Here is a 15,955-nt window from a genome sequence, read left to right on the forward strand (position 1 = left end):
TGTTCACTCATTGTTTCCCTATTTTGTTTATCTTTGAAGTAATAATTGGATAACAGGCTGTATTATGAAGAAAATAATTAATCCCTGGAAAGGATTGCCCGAGTATAAATGTTTCGGGTGTGCTCCGGATAATGAGTCGGGAGTGAAAATGGAATTTTTCGAAGATGGCGATGAAATTGTTAGTATCTGGAAGCCCCGTCCCGAGTTTCAAGGTTGGATCGATACTTTGCACGGAGGAATTCAGGCTGTATTGTTGGATGAAATATGTGCGTGGGTTGTACTGCGTAAATTACAAACTACGGGGGTGACTTCGAAGATGGAGACCCGTTATCGGAAAGCGATTAATACAAACGATTCGCATGTCGTGTTGCGTGCTTCCATAAAAGAAGTAAAAAGGAATATCGTTTTCATAGAAGCGCGACTATACAATAAAGAAGGCGATTTGTGTACAGAAGCTCTTTGCACTTATTTTGTTTTTCCTCAAGAGAAAGCGAAGCAAGAAATGGGATTCTTGGAATGTAATGTGGAGCCGGAAGAGATTCTTCCTTTAATATGAAATAAAAAATAGTTTTTTTGTGATAAAAGTTTGTTTATATAGAAGTAATACTTTATTTTTGTCGCCATAAGAATTCAAAAAGCATATATGAAGTATATCTTATCACATCATCACCATCTTTTTCCTGACGAACAGCTCGGTGGGCGTGGGTGATATATGTATTACTCCTAAAGATAAATGAAGGCTTACCGGACGGTAAGCCTTTTTTCGTTTGTTTGAGCAGAAATAATAAAATATAAATTCTTAATTTTGATTGGGTTATGTTGAGAATCGCTATTCAGGCCAAAGGAAGGCTTTTCGAAGAAACAATGGAACTTTTTGAAGAGTCGGATATAAAAATCAGTATGACGAAACGTACGCTGTTGGTACAGTCTTCAAATTTTCCTATCGAGGTGTTGTTTCTTCGCGATGATGATATTCCTCAAACGGTAGCGACCGGTGTTGCCGATTTGGGCATTGTCGGCGAGAACGAGCTTCTGGAGAAAGAAGGAGATGCCGAAATAATCAGAAGGTTGGGGTTCAGTAAATGCCGTTTGTCGCTGGCCATACCGAAAGATGTTGAATATGGGGGAGTTTCGTGGTTCGAAGGCAAGAAGATAGCCACATCTTATCCCGTTATTCTTCGCCGTTTTCTCGAGCAAAAAGGTGTGGATGCCGATATTCATATAATTACGGGTTCGGTGGAAGTGTCTCCCGGCATCGGTTTGTCCGATGCGATTTTCGACATAGTAAGCTCCGGATCCACATTGGCGAGCAACCGTCTGAAAGAAGTTGAGGTCGTGATGCGTTCAGAGGCTTTGTTGATAGGAAATAAGAAGATGGATGATGAGAAAAGAACGATTTTAAATGATTTCTTATTCAGGTTAAATGCGGTAAAAACGGCGGAAGATAAGAAGTATGTTTTGATGAATGCCCCTCAAAAGAATCTGAATGAAATTCTTGATGTGTTGCCGGGAATGAAAAGCCCTACTGTGATGCCGTTGGCACAAGAAGGATGGTGCTCGGTTCATACGGTGCTCGATGAAAAATGTTTCTGGGAAATTATCGGGAAGCTGAAAGGATTGGGCGCGGAAGGTATTTTGGTGTTGCCTATCGAGAAAATGATTATTTAGGAGGATTTGAAAAATGAAATTGATTAAATATCCGCATAGGGAAACATGGAGCGAACTCTTACAGCGTCCGGTGATGAATACGGAATGTTTGTTTGATGCGGTACGAGATATTATAAATAAGGTAAGGAGAGAGGGAGATAAGGCGCTGCTGGAATTTGAAGCGATTTTCGACAACGTTTCGCTGCCTGATTTATCTGTTACGAAAGAAGAATTGGAGAATGCGGGGAATCTGGTTGGTGAAGAACTGAAAAATGCTATTCTACTGGCTAAAAAGAATATCGAAACTTTTCATTCTGCCCAACGTTTTTATGGGGAAAAGGTAGAGACAATGCTGGGAGTTACTTGTTGGCAGAAAGCGGTAGCTATTGAGAAAGTGGGACTTTATGTACCGGGAGGGACGGCTCCTTTGTTCTCCACCGTATTGATGCTGGCTGTTCCCGCCCGCATTGCGGGTTGTAAAGAAATTGTTCTTTGCACTCCGCCTGATGCAAGCGGGCAAATTCATCCGGCTATTCTTTACGCCGCCACTTTGTCGGGCATAAACCAAATATATAAAGTAGGAGGAGCGCAGGCAATTGCGGCGATGGCATACGGTACCGAAAGCATACCTAAGGTATATAAAATATTTGGTCCCGGAAACCGGTATGTTACCGCTGCCAAACAATTGGTCGGCTTGCAGGATGTGGCTATCGATATGCCTGCCGGTCCTTCCGAAGTGCTGGTCTTGGCAGACCATTCGGCTAATCCTGTATTCGTAGCCGCCGATTTGCTTTCGCAAGCAGAGCACGGCAGCGACAGTCAGGTTATATTGGTCACTACTTCGGAAAGCTTGTTGGAAGAAGTGCATTTGGAGACTGAACGCCAACTTAGCCGTTTGCCTCGTCGCGATATTGCAAGGAAGGCGTTGGAAAACAGCAGGCTTATTCTTGTCAACGATATGGATGAGGCATTGGCCCTCACTAATGAGTACGCTCCGGAGCATTTGATTATAGAAACTGAGCGCTATATGGAAGTTGCCCGGCGGATAACGAATGCCGGTTCCGTATTTCTGGGTTCTATGACTCCCGAAAGCGCGGGAGATTACGCTTCCGGTACTAATCATACTTTACCCACCAACGGGTATGCGAAAGCATATAGCGGAGTGAGCTTGGACAGCTTTATCCGTAAAATCACGTTTCAGGAGATTCTTCCCGAAGGAATGAAGGCTATCGGTCCTGCAATCGAACGAATGGCTTGCGATGAAAAACTCGATGGACATAAAAATGCCGTCACTGTTCGCTTGCAGTCTTTGAAATAATATAACTTTGCAATAAACCTTTTTGAGATGAAAACATTGGAAGAACTGACTCGTCCGAACATCCGGAAACTACAACCTTACTCTTCGGCTCGTGACGAATATAAAGGAACGCAGGCATCGGTTTTCCTGGATGCAAACGAGAATCCGTACAATCTGCCTTATAATCGCTATCCGGATCCCATGCAGCGGGAATTGAAGATGCTTTTGTCGGGTGTGAAGAAAGTTTCTCCCGGCCATATATTTCTGGGCAACGGCAGCGATGAAGCCATCGATTTGCTTTACCGTGCCTTTTGTGAGCCGCGGCAGGACAATGTCGTTGCCATTGAACCGACTTACGGAATGTATCGGGTTTGCGCGGATATTAATGGAGTGGAATACCGGAAGGTTTTGTTGGACGAGCATTTTCAGCTTTCTGCTGAGAAGCTTTTGTCGGCAGTCGACGGGCATACCAAACTGGTTTTTCTATGTTCACCCAATAATCCTACGGGAAATCAGTTGCTTCGTTGCGAGATTGAAAAAGTATTGCAGCGGTTTGAAGGATTGCTTGTTTTAGATGAGGCCTATAATGACTTTTCCGAAGAATCTTCTTTCTTGTACGATTTGGATACTTTCCCGAATCTTGTTGTTTTGCAAACGTTTTCCAAAGCATGGGGCGGAGCGTCTGTACGGTTGGGAATGGCTTTTGCTTCGGAAGATGTTATCTCCGTTTTAAACAAAATCAAATATCCTTATAATGTAAATCAACTGACGCAACAGTATGCGTTGGATATGCTTCGTCATTATGACAAGATAGAGTTTTGGATAGAAACGTTGAAAGAAGAACGCAGCTATCTCGAACAGGAACTTGCGGGGATTCCTTGCGTAATCCGGATATATCCGTCGGATGCCAATTTCCTTTTAGTGAAAGTAACCGATGCCGCTGAAATTTACGACTATTTGGCGGGCGAAGGAATTATTGTTCGCAATCGCGATTCTGTGCCGCTTTGTGGCAACTGCCTGCGTGTGACGGTGGGTACCCGGACGGAGAATGATGCTTTGATTGCTGCACTTAAGAAATACGGAGAATAAATTATGAAAAAAAAGGTATTGTTTATAGACAGAGACGGTACGCTGGTCGTTGAACCGCCTGTCGACTGTCAGCTCGATTCGTTGGAAAAGCTGGAGTTCTATCCGAAGGTATTTCGTAATTTGGGATTTATCCGCAGCAGGCTCGATTTTGAGTTTGTGATGGTAACCAATCAGGACGGACTGGGTACCTCTTCTTTTCCTGAGGATACGTTTTGGCCTGCCCATCATTTGATTTTGAAAACGTTGGAGGGAGAGGGGGTTACTTTCGACAACATTTTGATAGACCGTAGTTTCCCCGAAGAAAATGCCCCGACTCGCAAGCCTCGTACCGGAATGCTGAGTGAGTATATGGACAATCCGGATTATGATCTTTCGGGAAGTTTCGTGATAGGCGATCGCATGACGGACGTAGAGCTGGCAAAGAACTTGGGGTGTAAAGCCATTTATTTGCACTCTTCCAAAGAGGGATTGGCAGAAAATGGGCTGGAGGATGTTTGCGTGTTGGCGACTGCCGATTGGGATAAGGTAGCCGAATTCCTTTTTGCCGGTGAGCGAAAGGCGGAAATCCGGCGTACTACGAAAGAAACCGATGTGTATGTCGCATTGGATTTGGACGGGAACGGGGTCTGTGACGTATCTACCGGACTTGCTTTTTTCGATCACATGCTCGAGCAACTGGGCAAACATTCCGGAATGGATATAACCATACGGGTGGATGGAGATTTGAATGTAGACGAACACCATACCATAGAAGATACCGGCATTGCGTTGGGTGATTGTATTTATCAGGCGTTGGGCAGCAAACGGGGGATTGAACGCTATGGATATGCTTTGCCGATGGACGATTGTCTCTGCCGGGCGTGTCTCGACTTCGGAGGACGCTCGTGGCTTGTATGGGAGGCGGAATTTAAGCGTGAGAAGATAGGAGAAATGCCTACGGAAATGTTTTTTCATTTTTTCAAGTCGCTGAGTGATGCCGCTAAAATGAACTTGAATATCAAAGCGGAAGGAGTGAACGAACATCATAAGATAGAAGGCATCTTCAAGGCTTTTGCGCGTGCTTTGAAAATGGCCTTGAAAAGAGATGTTTATCATTTCGAACTTCCTTCCAGCAAAGGAGTGCTTTGAAACAGATTCTTCGGCTTTCTTCTAAAATCATACCTAAAGTTTTACTTCGAATAAGAAACAGCGCTATTGAATCTCAACGTCCTCATTGCTTATTCGATATAACATTTATTGATAATGAATTTGAAACTATTTATCCTTGCTTCGTTTATCGGTTTATTTTTCTCTCTCACAATTTGCGGGCAGGAGGCTGAAGTGGAAAAGATTGTCTTGGAAGGACATAATCTTGCCAATTTTTATAGAATAGACGAGGGAGTGTATCGTTCGGAACAACCTTCGAGCGTTGATTTTAAAGTCTTGGAAAAGTACGGTATCGGAGAAGTATTGAATTTGCGCAACAGGCACAGCGATGATGACGAGGCGAAAGGTACAGGACTCACACTTCATCGGGTGCGGACAAAAGCGCATGCCATAAATGAGAAACAGTTGATCGCTTCGTTGCGTGTTATTTATCATCGCAAAAGGCCTGTTCTCATTCATTGTCATCATGGCTCCGATCGCACAGGTGCGGTTTGTGCCCTCTACAGAATAGTTTTTCAGGGATTTTCCAAAGAGAGAGCCATAGAGGAAATGGTTCATGGAGGATTCGGCTTCCATCGTATTTATAAAAATATTATTCGTCTTATCAGGCAGGCGGATATAGAACGTATCAGAAAAGAGGTATGCTCGACCGACTGCACGGATGCCATTTCAGACTTATAATTTCGTTTTTAAGAAGCTTTGGCTTAAAAAGTATTCTTTAATTGTTGCATTTTATTGGTAAATCGGTTACATTTGTCTGCGGCTTATATGGAGCTTATTCAATATTACAGAGCAAACCGGAGATTTAGAAAGTCTGAATTAATATAAAAACAAAGAATATGAATGTGGAGATAAATCCTTCCGAGTATAAAGTCCTCATTGTGGACGATGTTATTTCAAATGTACTGCTGTTAAAGGTTCTTTTGACAAATGAAAAGTTCGATACAATAATGGCCGAAAATGGGGAGCAAGCTCTGAAGATGATTGAAGAAGAACATCCGGACCTTGTGTTGCTCGACGTCATGATGCCCGATATGAGTGGATTTGAGGTTGCCGAGAAGATGAAGCTGAATCCTGAAATGGCTGATATTCCTATTATTTTTCTAACTGCGTTGAATGCTACCGAAGACATTGTGAAGGGGTTTAAAGTCGGGGGAAATGATTTTATCTCGAAACCTTTCAATAAGGAAGAGTTGATTATCCGCGTCACCCATCAGATATCATTGGTTGCGGCTAAGCGGATCATTAACAAACAAACCGAGGAATTGCGTAAAACCATTATGGGGCGCGATAAATTATATTCTGTCATTGCTCATGATCTGAGATCGCCGATCGGCTCTATTAAAATGGTGCTGAACATGCTTATCTTGCGACTTCCCGGTGATCTTATAGGAGCTGATTTGTATGAGTTGCTGACGATGGCTAATCAAACAACGGAGGAAGTTTTTTCGTTGCTCGACAATTTGTTGAAATGGACTAAAAGTCAGACAGGAAAACTCAAAGTCGTCCCTCAGGAAATCGATGTGGTAAAAGTAGCGGAAGGAGCGGCGGAAGTATTCGGCATGGTGGCGGAATTGAAGAAAATACGAATTAAAGCGGATTTGCCTGCCGATGCTATTCCGGTACGTGCCGATGTGGATATGATAAAAACGGTTATCCGCAATTTGCTCAGTAATGCCGTCAAGTTCAGCCATGAAGGGTCGGAAGTGGTAATATCCTTGAGAAAAGAAGGCGAAATGGCCGTTGTAAGTGTAGAAGACCGAGGTTGCGGAATTGATGAAGAGAACCAGAAAAAGTTATTGCATACCGGCACTCATTTCTCTACCTTCGGCACGAATAATGAGGAAGGAGCAGGATTGGGGCTTTTGCTTTGCCAAGATTTTGTAGCGAAGAACGGCGGAGAGCTTTGGTTTACTTCTAAGAAGGGGAAGGGATCTACGTTTAGTTTTTCCGTTCCGTTGGCCAAATAAATTCCCAAACCGGTGGTCAAGTTTGGAAACAGTCTGTTATTCTTGATTTATCCGGATAGCGTGAAAGAAACATGAAAGGGGAATGTGGCAGAGGAATCTCTTTTTTCCTGAATATTCTTATGTATGCAAAAGAGTCTGTCTGAAAGAAGAACGCATTTCCCTGAAAATAATAGCCCGGGATTTCCCAAGAAAATTTTAATACGGTGCTAAGAAAAGTTTCGCGTTTGCCTAAGAAATTTTTACGCTTAGGCAAACGCGAAACTTTTCTTAGGCAAAAAACATTTTTCCCGAACGTTGTGCAAACTCAAAAGACTTTTCGAACACCGTGTCTTTTTTCGAAACCCATCTCAATCGTTCGAACAATTCATTTTTCCCGATAAAAGCTTGTCGGGAAACTATGATGCGGATAGGACTATCGTCTGCAAATGGCTTTAAAATCACAGTATGCACATTTTTTTATATCTTCGGTTTGGGTGAAGGGCTCTTCTTTGTTGAAGATCTCTTTCAGCAGTGTGCTTAACCTTTCACGGAATTCATCCTCGAATAAAGCGAAGTTGTCGACGGGAATCTTCGGTTGACGAGGTTCGCCCATTTCAACGACCGGTGAGTAGCTTTCCGAAGCCGCCCGGTGAATATAAAGGAGGGCGGGGGCGACTTTCAGCGGTTGTTGGCGGCTCATGATGGCGGCGTACAGAAAGGTTTGGAAGATATAGTTCGGACGTGTCTCCGAAGGAGTGAACAGCTGTTCGATATTGGCAGGAGTCTTGGGACTTCCTCCGGTTTTGTAATCTACAATGCGCAGTGTGTCTTCCTTCGCGTCCATACGGTCGATGACTCCTCCTATGCGGAGGGTGAACGTTTTTTCTTCGGTTTCCACGTTTACTTCTTCCTCCACAGGCTTTTCCATGGCGACCATATCGAACGGCGCATACTGAAGGTCGTTGCGCAGCAATTGCTTCAGGTACGAAACAATTACTTTGGAGTTGATGAGTTGTATCCCGTTATATTCGGGTTTCTCATCGCCAGTCACTTTGAAAAATTTTTCTTTGAAAGCCTCATCTACATAGCTTTGCAGCTTCACCTCGTTGCGCAGCAAGCGTTCCAGATCTTCCTTTCGTATCGTTTTTCCATTGCTTGTCAGTTCCGTGTAAGCCAATTGAGCGGCCAAATGGAAAATAGTGCCGAACAGGGCAGAGTCAATCTCCGCACTGACCTCTTCCGGTGTTTTCAGTCCGGCAACGTATCGGTAATAAAACTTCAACCGGCAATCCAAGTAGGTGTTGAGCGCTGAAGGAGAAAGCTCCGATGAGCCCGGGTTGGAACAGTCGTAAGCATCTTGCATGCGTTTCCATACTCCGGCCGTTTTTTCAATTTTTATCTCTTGGCTGCCGCAGGGCGATTGTCCGGCCTCGAGATACTCGCGGGTTATTTCGTGAGGACTTTCGATGAACAGCTGAAGCATGAAGCGGGACTCTTCGCCGCGATTCAGTCCATCAGCGGAAGTGTTGTACAGCAACGTTATATTCTCCGCCCGTTGTATCAGCCGATAAAAATAATAGGCGTACACCGCGTTTTTGTGCTCGATGGTAGTCATGCCGAACGCCTTGCGTAGATTGTAGGGAATAAAAGAAGATTCTCCTCCGGCTTTAGGCAGTTGTCCCTCGTTGAGCGAAAGGATGATAAGGTTGCGGAAATCCAAATTACGAGTCTCCAGCACGCCCATCACTTGCATGCCTATGGCGGGTTCTCCGTGGAAAGGAATATTCGAAGCTGCCAGCACTTTTCCGATAAGACGTTTCAGCGTATCGGTACGTACATCCAGCTCTCCGCTTTCAATCAGCGTATAAAGCCGGTTGAGGGTGGTGAAGCATTTGAAGAGAGATTCGCGATACAGTTGGTTGAAGATATCGTGATATTCGCTCTCTTTCCGGTAAATGACGGAAATCTCTTTGACAAGTTCCGAAAGATAACTGCATAATTCTTTGACTCCGTTTCGCGGGGTGAAAAGAAAAGCCAGAAAATCATCTTTCTTCAGTTCCGACGGAAGAGGATAAAAGCGGTTGGTGCGCGTTAATTCCCGTTCCAGCAGTTCGGCATGGGCAGATAAACGGCGGGTGTACGGATGCTTTAAAACAGTCGATACGGCTTCATGGATAAACCGTCCCGTATCCGTCCGATAGCCGTTGGTCTGTAGCTCGAGCACTGCGTTGATGAAACTGTAAACCGGAGTTTGCGCCAGAGGAAATCCCATGGTTACATTGACATTCTTCACCTCTTGCGGAATAGAGTGCAGCACCGGGAGGAGCAATGCTTCGTTGCATAGCACTACCGCATTTTCTTTTTCTTTTCGCTCCTTCGCTTTTTCGTTATCGGTTTCCTTTGTGTTTCCACCAAGCATCCCCCCCTCTATTTCATTTTTTTCTCCTTCCGTCAGCTCTTTCGCCCATTCCGTAAGGAATCGTGCCTGGGCGTTTTCGGTAGGAGCTGAAATATACCTGATCTTTTTGGGTTTTTCCAAAGAGTCGAAGCAGCTTTCCGGCAGTTCGTTGGGGAAATTCTTCAGGTTTCTTAGGATAAACTCTCCGGCTTCGTGTTTTTTGATCCGTTGGGTATAGAAAACATCGTAATCCCAGTAGAACATCGCTTTCCCTGCCTCCTTCAGAAGCCTGAAGAATTTCGTTTCCACTTTATTCAGCACATTGAACCCGACGAACACATAGCGGTCGTATGGCAACTCTTCTGCATTTAGCCGCTCTATTACATTGCGGTAGAGCATCCCTTCGTAGGCGATGCCGAGATTGGCCAGATTCTCGCGATACCGGTGATAGATTGTTCCTAATTTCTCCCAAAGAGAAATAAACTTCTCTTTAAGCTCCGTGCGCTGTTCGATAGAGAAGTTACAGAAAAACAGCTGAATGGCCTCTTCCTGCTCCTTGTCGAGAAAATCATAGTCGTCTGTCAGAGCTTTCAGATCCTGCAAATTGCCGAATAATTTGTCGGCATCCACGAGATTTTTATCCACGTCGTCGAAATCGCTGATAAGCAATTCGCCCCAGAAATAAAAGTCGTCCAACGTCTCCCGGCTTCCTGTTTCTTCCCTGAACACTTTATATAATTCGCAAACCAGACGGATCGGATCTCCCGTTTTCTGTACGGATTGCGATTGGAACAGGTCGCTGATGCTCATAGTGGCAGGCGACCACACCGGTTGTTCGGATTCTTCTGCCAGATATTCGTTGAAAAACAGTCCGGCACGCTTGTTAGGGAAAACGAGCGCAACGCGCGACATATCGTTTCCTGTTTTCGTATACAGATCGTGGGCGACCAATTGAAGGAAAGTTTGCATCGTTGTTTTCTTTTTTTAATGTATTATCCTATCTGCTATATGATAGTTGCTATACTTTTTCCACTCTTTCTTCATCTACATACCACAAATACCCCGTGATATTTTTATAATTCATCCGGGCGAGCAGGCGCATATACTCTTTCACTTGTTTGTTGTATTTCGGATTCTGCTTGCCGAACTTAAAATCTACGACCACCACTTGTCCGTCTTTCATCATTACGCGGTCCGGTCGGCGGGTCTGCAACACTCCTCTCTCTTTATAGATGATGGCACATTCGTTGAACAATCTCCATCCCCCCGAATACCACTCCTGTATTTCGGGTAAAGCGAATGCTTTTCGCGCCACTTCGCGTATTTCTTCCTCTTTCTCGCGGCTGCTTATCACTCCTTCGAACACGAGTCTGTCGATAGCCCCGTCGATGTCTTCGGCTGTCGCGATGGCAGAAAACAATGTATGCAGCATGCGTCCCCGGTTTATAAAACGGTCGTCCGATTCTTCTTCCTCGACTCCTTGAATAAAATCGGCGGAACGATTAGATTGGCGGAATTTGATGTCAGGACGCACAGATTCCATGCGCACCGGCCGCTTTTCCGGTTCGCGTGTCAGCTTGTTTGTGGATGTCCGGCTCTTTTTTTCTTCGGAGGGGCAAATTTCTCCTTCTTCATATTGATTGTCTTCGTAGCAGGCTCCTTCTTTTTGCGCTGCGATGGGGAGAGTCCGGGCCAGCAATTCGGAAACTGTTCCTTTCTGCGCTTGCTTGCTCCATACTAAAAGATTCTTTCCTGCACGGGTAAAAGCTACATAAAGCAAATTCAGATTGTCTACCCAAAGCTGCAACCGTTCTTCCAGATAGTCGTTTCCGTAGACAGATTCGGCCATCGTGCCCGAATAGTTGACAGGAAGAATTTCCAATGCGTTGAACGGTGCCTGTTGCGGGACGCACCATACCAACTGGTTGTTCGTTTCATTCTCCAGCTTCCAGTCGCAGAAGGGGAGGAGGACGGTGTGAAACTCCAATCCTTTCGATTTGTGTATCGAAAAAATCCGTATGCCCTCTACTTCTCCGCTCGGAATGGTTTTTTGGCACAACTTCTCGTCCCAGTATCGGATAAAAGCGTCTGTTTCCGAAGAGTTGCTTTGAAGATATTCCGTTACCGCATCGAAGAAAGCGAACAAGTAGGCGTCTTGTTTTTCAATCCGTTTTATCTCGAATATGCTGAACAGCTCTTCCAATAATTCGTAAAGGGGCATGAGGCGTAGTTCGTCCTTTCTTTCCGGAAACTCGGGTGGCAGGTAATTTTCTGCCGGCGAGAGCAGGAGAGTGTTGTAGTCGGCTCCTTTCTGCAATATTTCGTTCTGGTAGCCGACCGCGAGCCTCGCGCGTGCTATGGCATTCTCTTCGTTCGATAAGTATCGGAGAGCATCTATCAGGATGCGGATGGCTTGTGAGGAGTCGAGCCGGAACGCTTCGTCCGACACAACCTTATAATGCAATTCTTTGTCGAAGTAATCGGCGATGCGTGGTATGTTTTTGTTTTTTCTCACCAGAATGGCAATATCGTTCAGTCGGACACCGGATGACAGCAGCCGTTCCACTTCCTTTCCCATACTGATTAAAGTCTGTTCGGCATAATCGCGCTCACCGTCTTCTTCAAGGAAAGAAACTTTAATGTAACCCTTGTCCACTGTGCGCGGAGTCTGTTGCTCCACATCGGCATAGGCTTTTTTCAAATCTTCGCAATCTTCGCCCAACTGCTCTTTGTAAATGCCGTTCAGGTAATCGGCGGCCGCGGTGAATATGCGGTTATTGAAGCGGATAATGTTTGTTTCGCTTCTGCGATTGGTGTCCAGCGTCTTCACACGCACCGGAAAATGATCGATCCGGTCGTTCAGCCGGTTGAGAATTCCCCAGTCGCCGGAGCGCCAACGATAGATCGACTGTTTCACATCGCCCACAATCAAACTGTCCGCTCCCTGTGACAATCCTTCAAGAAGCAGAATTTTGAAGTTGCCCCACTGCATGCGACTGGTGTCCTGAAATTCGTCGATCATCACATTTCGTATGTTCGTTCCGATTTTTTCGAACACAAAAGAGGAGTCTCCGTCTTTTACCAACCGATGCAGGAGCGCGTTGGTATCCGACAGCAGAAAGCGGTTGTTCTCGTGGTTGAGCAGACGAACCTCCGCATCGATATGGGCAAGCAGTTGCAACTTGTTGAGGTGTTGGAGCGAAAGGCGGCAACTGTTGAGCAAGAGATTGTTCTTCGACCGCAGTTTTTCGGCTTCTTTCAGTATCGGCATCAGCGTCGACTCTGCCAGAGCGATGATTTCCGCAGCGCGCGGCTTGCTCTTGGTTGCCCATTCTTTGCTGTCTTCCAAGCATTTCTCCAGAGTTTTGTTCAACACATCTTTATTCATCAGCTTGCCGTCGCGCAGTTTGCGGAAATAGCTGCCTATGCCGTTTTTCCCGCCTTTCAGATCTTCTGCCGAAAGTCCGTGCACTTCCAACTCTTCTTCAAAATGTTCGTAAAAGCCTTTCATTTGTTCCAACACTTCGGTCTCCAATGCTTTCAGTTGTTTCCGGTACTCTTTAATGGCATCCGGATGCTGAAGTTGTCGCCGCAGCCCTTCTCCTTTCTCTATGTAAGTCTCGTCGAAGATGTTTCGCCCGAAGCTTTTTACCTCGTCCGAGATATTCCAGCGTTTATCGTCGGCAATCCGTTCGCCGATGTAATCCAATATCCATGCCAAAACCGGTGAGCTCGGTTCCAATTTCTCGATCATGCTGTCTACGGCATCGCTCAATACTTCGGAATTGTTCAGTTCGATGTTGAGGTTCGGGCTAAGTTCCAGTTCACGCGCCAGGTTGCGCATCACCGATTGGAAGAATGAATCGATGGTTTCTACCCGGAAACGGCTGTAATCGTGCAGCATATAGCCTAAGGCCGTGCGTGCCGCTTCTCGTATTTCTTTTTTTGTCAGCCCCGTTTCCTCCTGAATTCGTTGAAGATATGCTTCGGAATCTTTATCTTCCGTCCCGATTCCGTAAAGCTGGCTGAGAATGCGCTCCTTCATTTCCGCCGTTGCTTTGTTGGTAAAGGTGACGGCCAGAATCTGACGGTAAGCGCGTGGATTAAGAATCAATTGCTTGATGTATTCCACCGCCAGTGTGAAGGTTTTTCCCGATCCTGCCGAAGCTTTGTAAACTAAGAGTTCGCTCATATCTGAAACTTAATGGATGTATGCTGTTTGGGTAATGACTGTCTGCACGCTTTCCGGTCTCTCATCGGTTTTCACCGATGATTGATGAAAGCCTTTGAAACAAGGGAAGAAGGGGCCGGCATGTTGTTTCATCCGGTTGAATGTGGCAAATAAGATCATGATTGTTGAAAAATATCGGTTCCGAGAAATAATGCGAATAAGGGCAAATAGTCTTTCAGAGCTATTCGTAAAAGCTTCAGAGCCTGACTGATGCGGTAATTCACCGTTTGAGGCGAAACATTCAGCTTGTCGGCAATTTCCTTATGTGTCAATCGCTGGTTGCGATTCATTTCATACGCTTCCCGAAATTCTTCGGGAAGTTGCTTCAACGCTTCTTCGTAAAGCCGGAAGAGTTCATTCCCGATATAAAAATCAGGATTCTCAACCTCAGTTTCATACTTTTCCACGATTTCCTGATGCACCTTTCGCTTTACTTCAAAGTGAGACAGGCGGTTGAGCGCCTTGTTCTTGACAATTGTAAAAAGCAACGTTTTCAATGTCAGTTCGGGTAAAAGGGCCGAACGGTTCTCCCATAACCACATCATAGTCTCTTGTACGATTTCTTCGACTTCGTCCTGTTGGCTTACATATTGCGAACAAAAAGCGCACAGCCTGCGGAAGTAATATCGGTAAACCGTATCGAATACCGATTCTTCCCCTGCCCGTAAAGCCTTGATGACGAGCCTGTTGTTTTCGATATCTAAATGTACGGGAGCTTGAGACATTCCTTGTTTTTCTGTTTATACAGAGCAAAAGTAGTCCAAAAAAAGGAGACGGCAAAAATGTTCTGTTCAAAAAGCCGGAAAGTTATGTTGTTATATACAATATTTTTTCCTGTGGCTTTAGTATATTTGCGTAGTTAATTGTATTATTATAAAACAGACTTTTAGTTTTTGAAAGAAAAAAGGTATCGAAATTAAAACATGGATGAAACTATATTGATAAACTATTTGCGTGAGCAATGCGATGAGGAAGAATGTAAGCAGGTGGAGAGATGGACGGAAGAATCTCCTGAAAACCGCCGGACACTGGAACAACTCTATTGCACACTTTTCATAGGCGATCGTATTGCTGCGATGAATGTTGCGGACACGGAAGCGTCGCTGCGGAAGTTTAAATCGGCCATTCGCGAGCGTGAAGAAGAAAGCAAAAAAGAACGCAAAGTTTTATCTCTCCGCTGGCGACGCGGGCTGAGTGTCGCAGCAGCTTTTCTGACGGGACTCGTTATTGCCGGAGGAATATCATGGGGATTGCTGTCAGGTAAGCTCTCCGATTATGTGGTTGCCACCACGGGAGGACAAAGGGCGCAGACCGTGCTTCCCGATGGAAGTAAGGTCTGGTTGAACGGAGCGACACGATTGACCTATCATCACTCTTTCTGGAACTCGAAGCGGCAAGTGTCTTTGTCGGGCGAAGCATATTTTGAAGTGAATCATAATAAACGCGCTCCCTTTATTGTACATAGCGGACGGATAAAAACATGCGTGTTGGGAACTAAATTCAATGTGCGTGCCCGCGAAGAAGAGAATCGGGTGGTCACTACTTTGCTTCAGGGATCTGTTCGGATAGATTCTCCGAAGACAGAAGGGAAGGGGATTTTACTTAAACCCGGACAAACGTTGGACATGAATGCCACGACTTATAGTTCCAAGCTTATAGAATATGGAAAACCCGGCGAGGTATTGCTGTGGATAAAAGGGCGTCTGACTTTCAACCGGAGTTCTTTACAGGCGATTACCTCTACAATGGAGAAAGTGTACGATGTTCAATTTGTGTATGAAGACGAGCAGTTGAAGTCGGAACAGTTTACAGGCGAGTTTTCGACAGACAGTACGCCGGACGAAATACTGAATGTGCTGATGCATACCAACCATTTCAGCTACCGGCAAGAAGGAAGAATGATTTATTTGTTTAAAAAATAGGGTTTTCATAGATATAAAATTAGGTAAAAGGTTGGTTAGACCGGTTTCATGGGTGAAATATACCAGTGGAACCGGTTTTTTATTTTTTCAGACAAACGAAGTGAAGTCTGAAAAAGCCCGCCGCCTTTTTTTCAAAGCCCGCCGTCTTTTTTTCTCGCTTCTTTTGAAAAAAAACGTTTTTTATTTAGTAAGGTAGTAAACTCAACTGTACTACTATCAAATAACCTGATTTTAAAGTATAATCTTTTAAATAATACATGTATGAAAAATAACAGT

The 15,955-nt window shown here is 44.9% G+C and carries 11 protein-coding genes; 8 read left to right on the forward strand and 3 right to left on the reverse strand.

Translation table 11 applies throughout. The features are described 5' to 3' along the window. Window positions 1-64 precede the first annotated feature (64 nt). The 7 genes from C234_RS0113425 (at window position 65) to C234_RS0113455 (ending at window position 7,149) form a co-directional block, all read left to right on the forward strand. Window positions 65-556: a PaaI family thioesterase gene (locus C234_RS0113425; RefSeq protein ID WP_027326172.1), complete on the forward strand. Its 492-nt coding sequence runs from the start codon at window positions 65-67 to the stop codon at window positions 554-556. A gap of 260 nt (window positions 557-816) precedes the next feature. Further along, window positions 817-1,668: an ATP phosphoribosyltransferase gene (gene hisG / locus C234_RS0113430; RefSeq protein WP_027326173.1), complete on the forward strand. Its 852-nt coding sequence runs from the start codon at window positions 817-819 to the stop codon at window positions 1,666-1,668. Window positions 1,669-1,681: 13 nt separating this feature from the next. Next, window positions 1,682-2,965 (forward strand): histidinol dehydrogenase, encoded by a 1,284-nt coding sequence (gene hisD / locus C234_RS0113435; RefSeq protein ID WP_027326174.1) that lies wholly within the window; start codon window positions 1,682-1,684, stop codon window positions 2,963-2,965. 27 nt (window positions 2,966-2,992) lie between these two features. Beyond that, window positions 2,993-4,033 carry a histidinol-phosphate transaminase gene (gene hisC / locus C234_RS0113440; protein ID WP_027326175.1) on the forward strand — a complete coding sequence of 347 codons (1,041 nt, stop codon included), beginning with the start codon at window positions 2,993-2,995 and terminating at the stop codon, window positions 4,031-4,033. A gap of 3 nt (window positions 4,034-4,036) precedes the next feature. Next, window positions 4,037-5,161, forward strand: a complete 1,125-nt coding sequence (gene hisB / locus C234_RS0113445; RefSeq protein WP_027326176.1) for a bifunctional histidinol-phosphatase/imidazoleglycerol-phosphate dehydratase HisB — start codon at window positions 4,037-4,039, stop codon at window positions 5,159-5,161. A 114-nt stretch (window positions 5,162-5,275) separates the two neighbouring features. Further along, window positions 5,276-5,860, forward strand: coding sequence for a phosphatase domain-containing putative toxin (locus C234_RS0113450; protein WP_021647129.1), 585 nt, complete (start codon window positions 5,276-5,278; stop codon window positions 5,858-5,860). Window positions 5,861-6,018: 158 nt separating this feature from the next. Continuing rightward, a complete protein-coding gene (locus tag C234_RS0113455) occupies window positions 6,019-7,149 on the forward strand; it encodes a hybrid sensor histidine kinase/response regulator (RefSeq protein ID WP_027326178.1) in 1,131 nt (376 codons plus the stop codon). A 412-nt stretch (window positions 7,150-7,561) separates the two neighbouring features. On the opposite strand, the gene C234_RS0113465 is transcribed toward C234_RS0113455, so the two are convergent. From C234_RS0113465 to C234_RS0113480, 3 genes are all read right to left on the reverse strand, one after another. Continuing rightward, window positions 7,562-10,495: a PD-(D/E)XK nuclease family protein gene (locus tag C234_RS0113465; protein ID WP_027326180.1), complete on the reverse strand. Its 2,934-nt coding sequence runs from the start codon at window positions 10,493-10,495 to the stop codon at window positions 7,562-7,564. A 49-nt stretch (window positions 10,496-10,544) separates the two neighbouring features. Continuing rightward, the gene (locus tag C234_RS0113470; RefSeq protein WP_027326181.1) at window positions 10,545-13,718 is read right to left on the reverse strand and encodes a UvrD-helicase domain-containing protein; all 3,174 of its coding nucleotides are present in this window, start codon (window positions 13,716-13,718) and stop codon (window positions 10,545-10,547) included. A gap of 155 nt (window positions 13,719-13,873) precedes the next feature. Then, window positions 13,874-14,482, reverse strand: coding sequence for an RNA polymerase sigma-70 factor (locus tag C234_RS0113480; RefSeq protein WP_027326182.1), 609 nt, complete (start codon window positions 14,480-14,482; stop codon window positions 13,874-13,876). A gap of 198 nt (window positions 14,483-14,680) precedes the next feature. Here C234_RS0113480 and C234_RS0113485 point away from each other — a divergent pair, with 198 nt between their 5' ends. Continuing rightward, complete coding sequence (locus C234_RS0113485) at window positions 14,681-15,679, forward strand: FecR family protein (protein WP_027326183.1); 999 nt, start codon at window positions 14,681-14,683, stop codon at window positions 15,677-15,679. Window positions 15,680-15,955: the final 276 nt, after the last annotated feature.

The organism is Bacteroides pyogenes DSM 20611 = JCM 6294 (genome assembly GCF_000428105.1).
GTDB lineage: Bacteria > Bacteroidota > Bacteroidia > Bacteroidales > Bacteroidaceae > Bacteroides > Bacteroides pyogenes.

What these genes read in the sequence shown, in the direction of transcription:
- hisG (WP_027326173.1), top strand. Translation starts at nt 817, where the DNA reads ATGTTGAGAATCGCTATTCAGGCCAAAGGAAGGCTTTTCGAAGAAACA.
- C234_RS0113450 (WP_021647129.1), top strand. Translation starts at nt 5,276, where the DNA reads ATGAATTTGAAACTATTTATCCTTGCTTCGTTTATCGGTTTATTTTTC.
- hisB (WP_027326176.1), top strand. Translation starts at nt 4,037, where the DNA reads ATGAAAAAAAAGGTATTGTTTATAGACAGAGACGGTACGCTGGTCGTT.
- C234_RS0113485 (WP_027326183.1), top strand. Translation starts at nt 14,681, where the DNA reads ATGGATGAAACTATATTGATAAACTATTTGCGTGAGCAATGCGATGAG.
- C234_RS0113455 (WP_027326178.1), top strand. Translation starts at nt 6,019, where the DNA reads ATGAATGTGGAGATAAATCCTTCCGAGTATAAAGTCCTCATTGTGGAC.
- C234_RS0113425 (WP_027326172.1), top strand. Translation starts at nt 65, where the DNA reads ATGAAGAAAATAATTAATCCCTGGAAAGGATTGCCCGAGTATAAATGT.
- C234_RS0113470 (WP_027326181.1), bottom strand. Translation starts at nt 13,718, where the DNA reads ATGAGCGAACTCTTAGTTTACAAAGCTTCGGCAGGATCGGGAAAAACC.
- C234_RS0113480 (WP_027326182.1), bottom strand. Translation starts at nt 14,482, where the DNA reads ATGTCTCAAGCTCCCGTACATTTAGATATCGAAAACAACAGGCTCGTC.
- C234_RS0113465 (WP_027326180.1), bottom strand. Translation starts at nt 10,495, where the DNA reads ATGCAAACTTTCCTTCAATTGGTCGCCCACGATCTGTATACGAAAACA.
- hisC (WP_027326175.1), top strand. Translation starts at nt 2,993, where the DNA reads ATGAAAACATTGGAAGAACTGACTCGTCCGAACATCCGGAAACTACAA.
- hisD (WP_027326174.1), top strand. Translation starts at nt 1,682, where the DNA reads ATGAAATTGATTAAATATCCGCATAGGGAAACATGGAGCGAACTCTTA.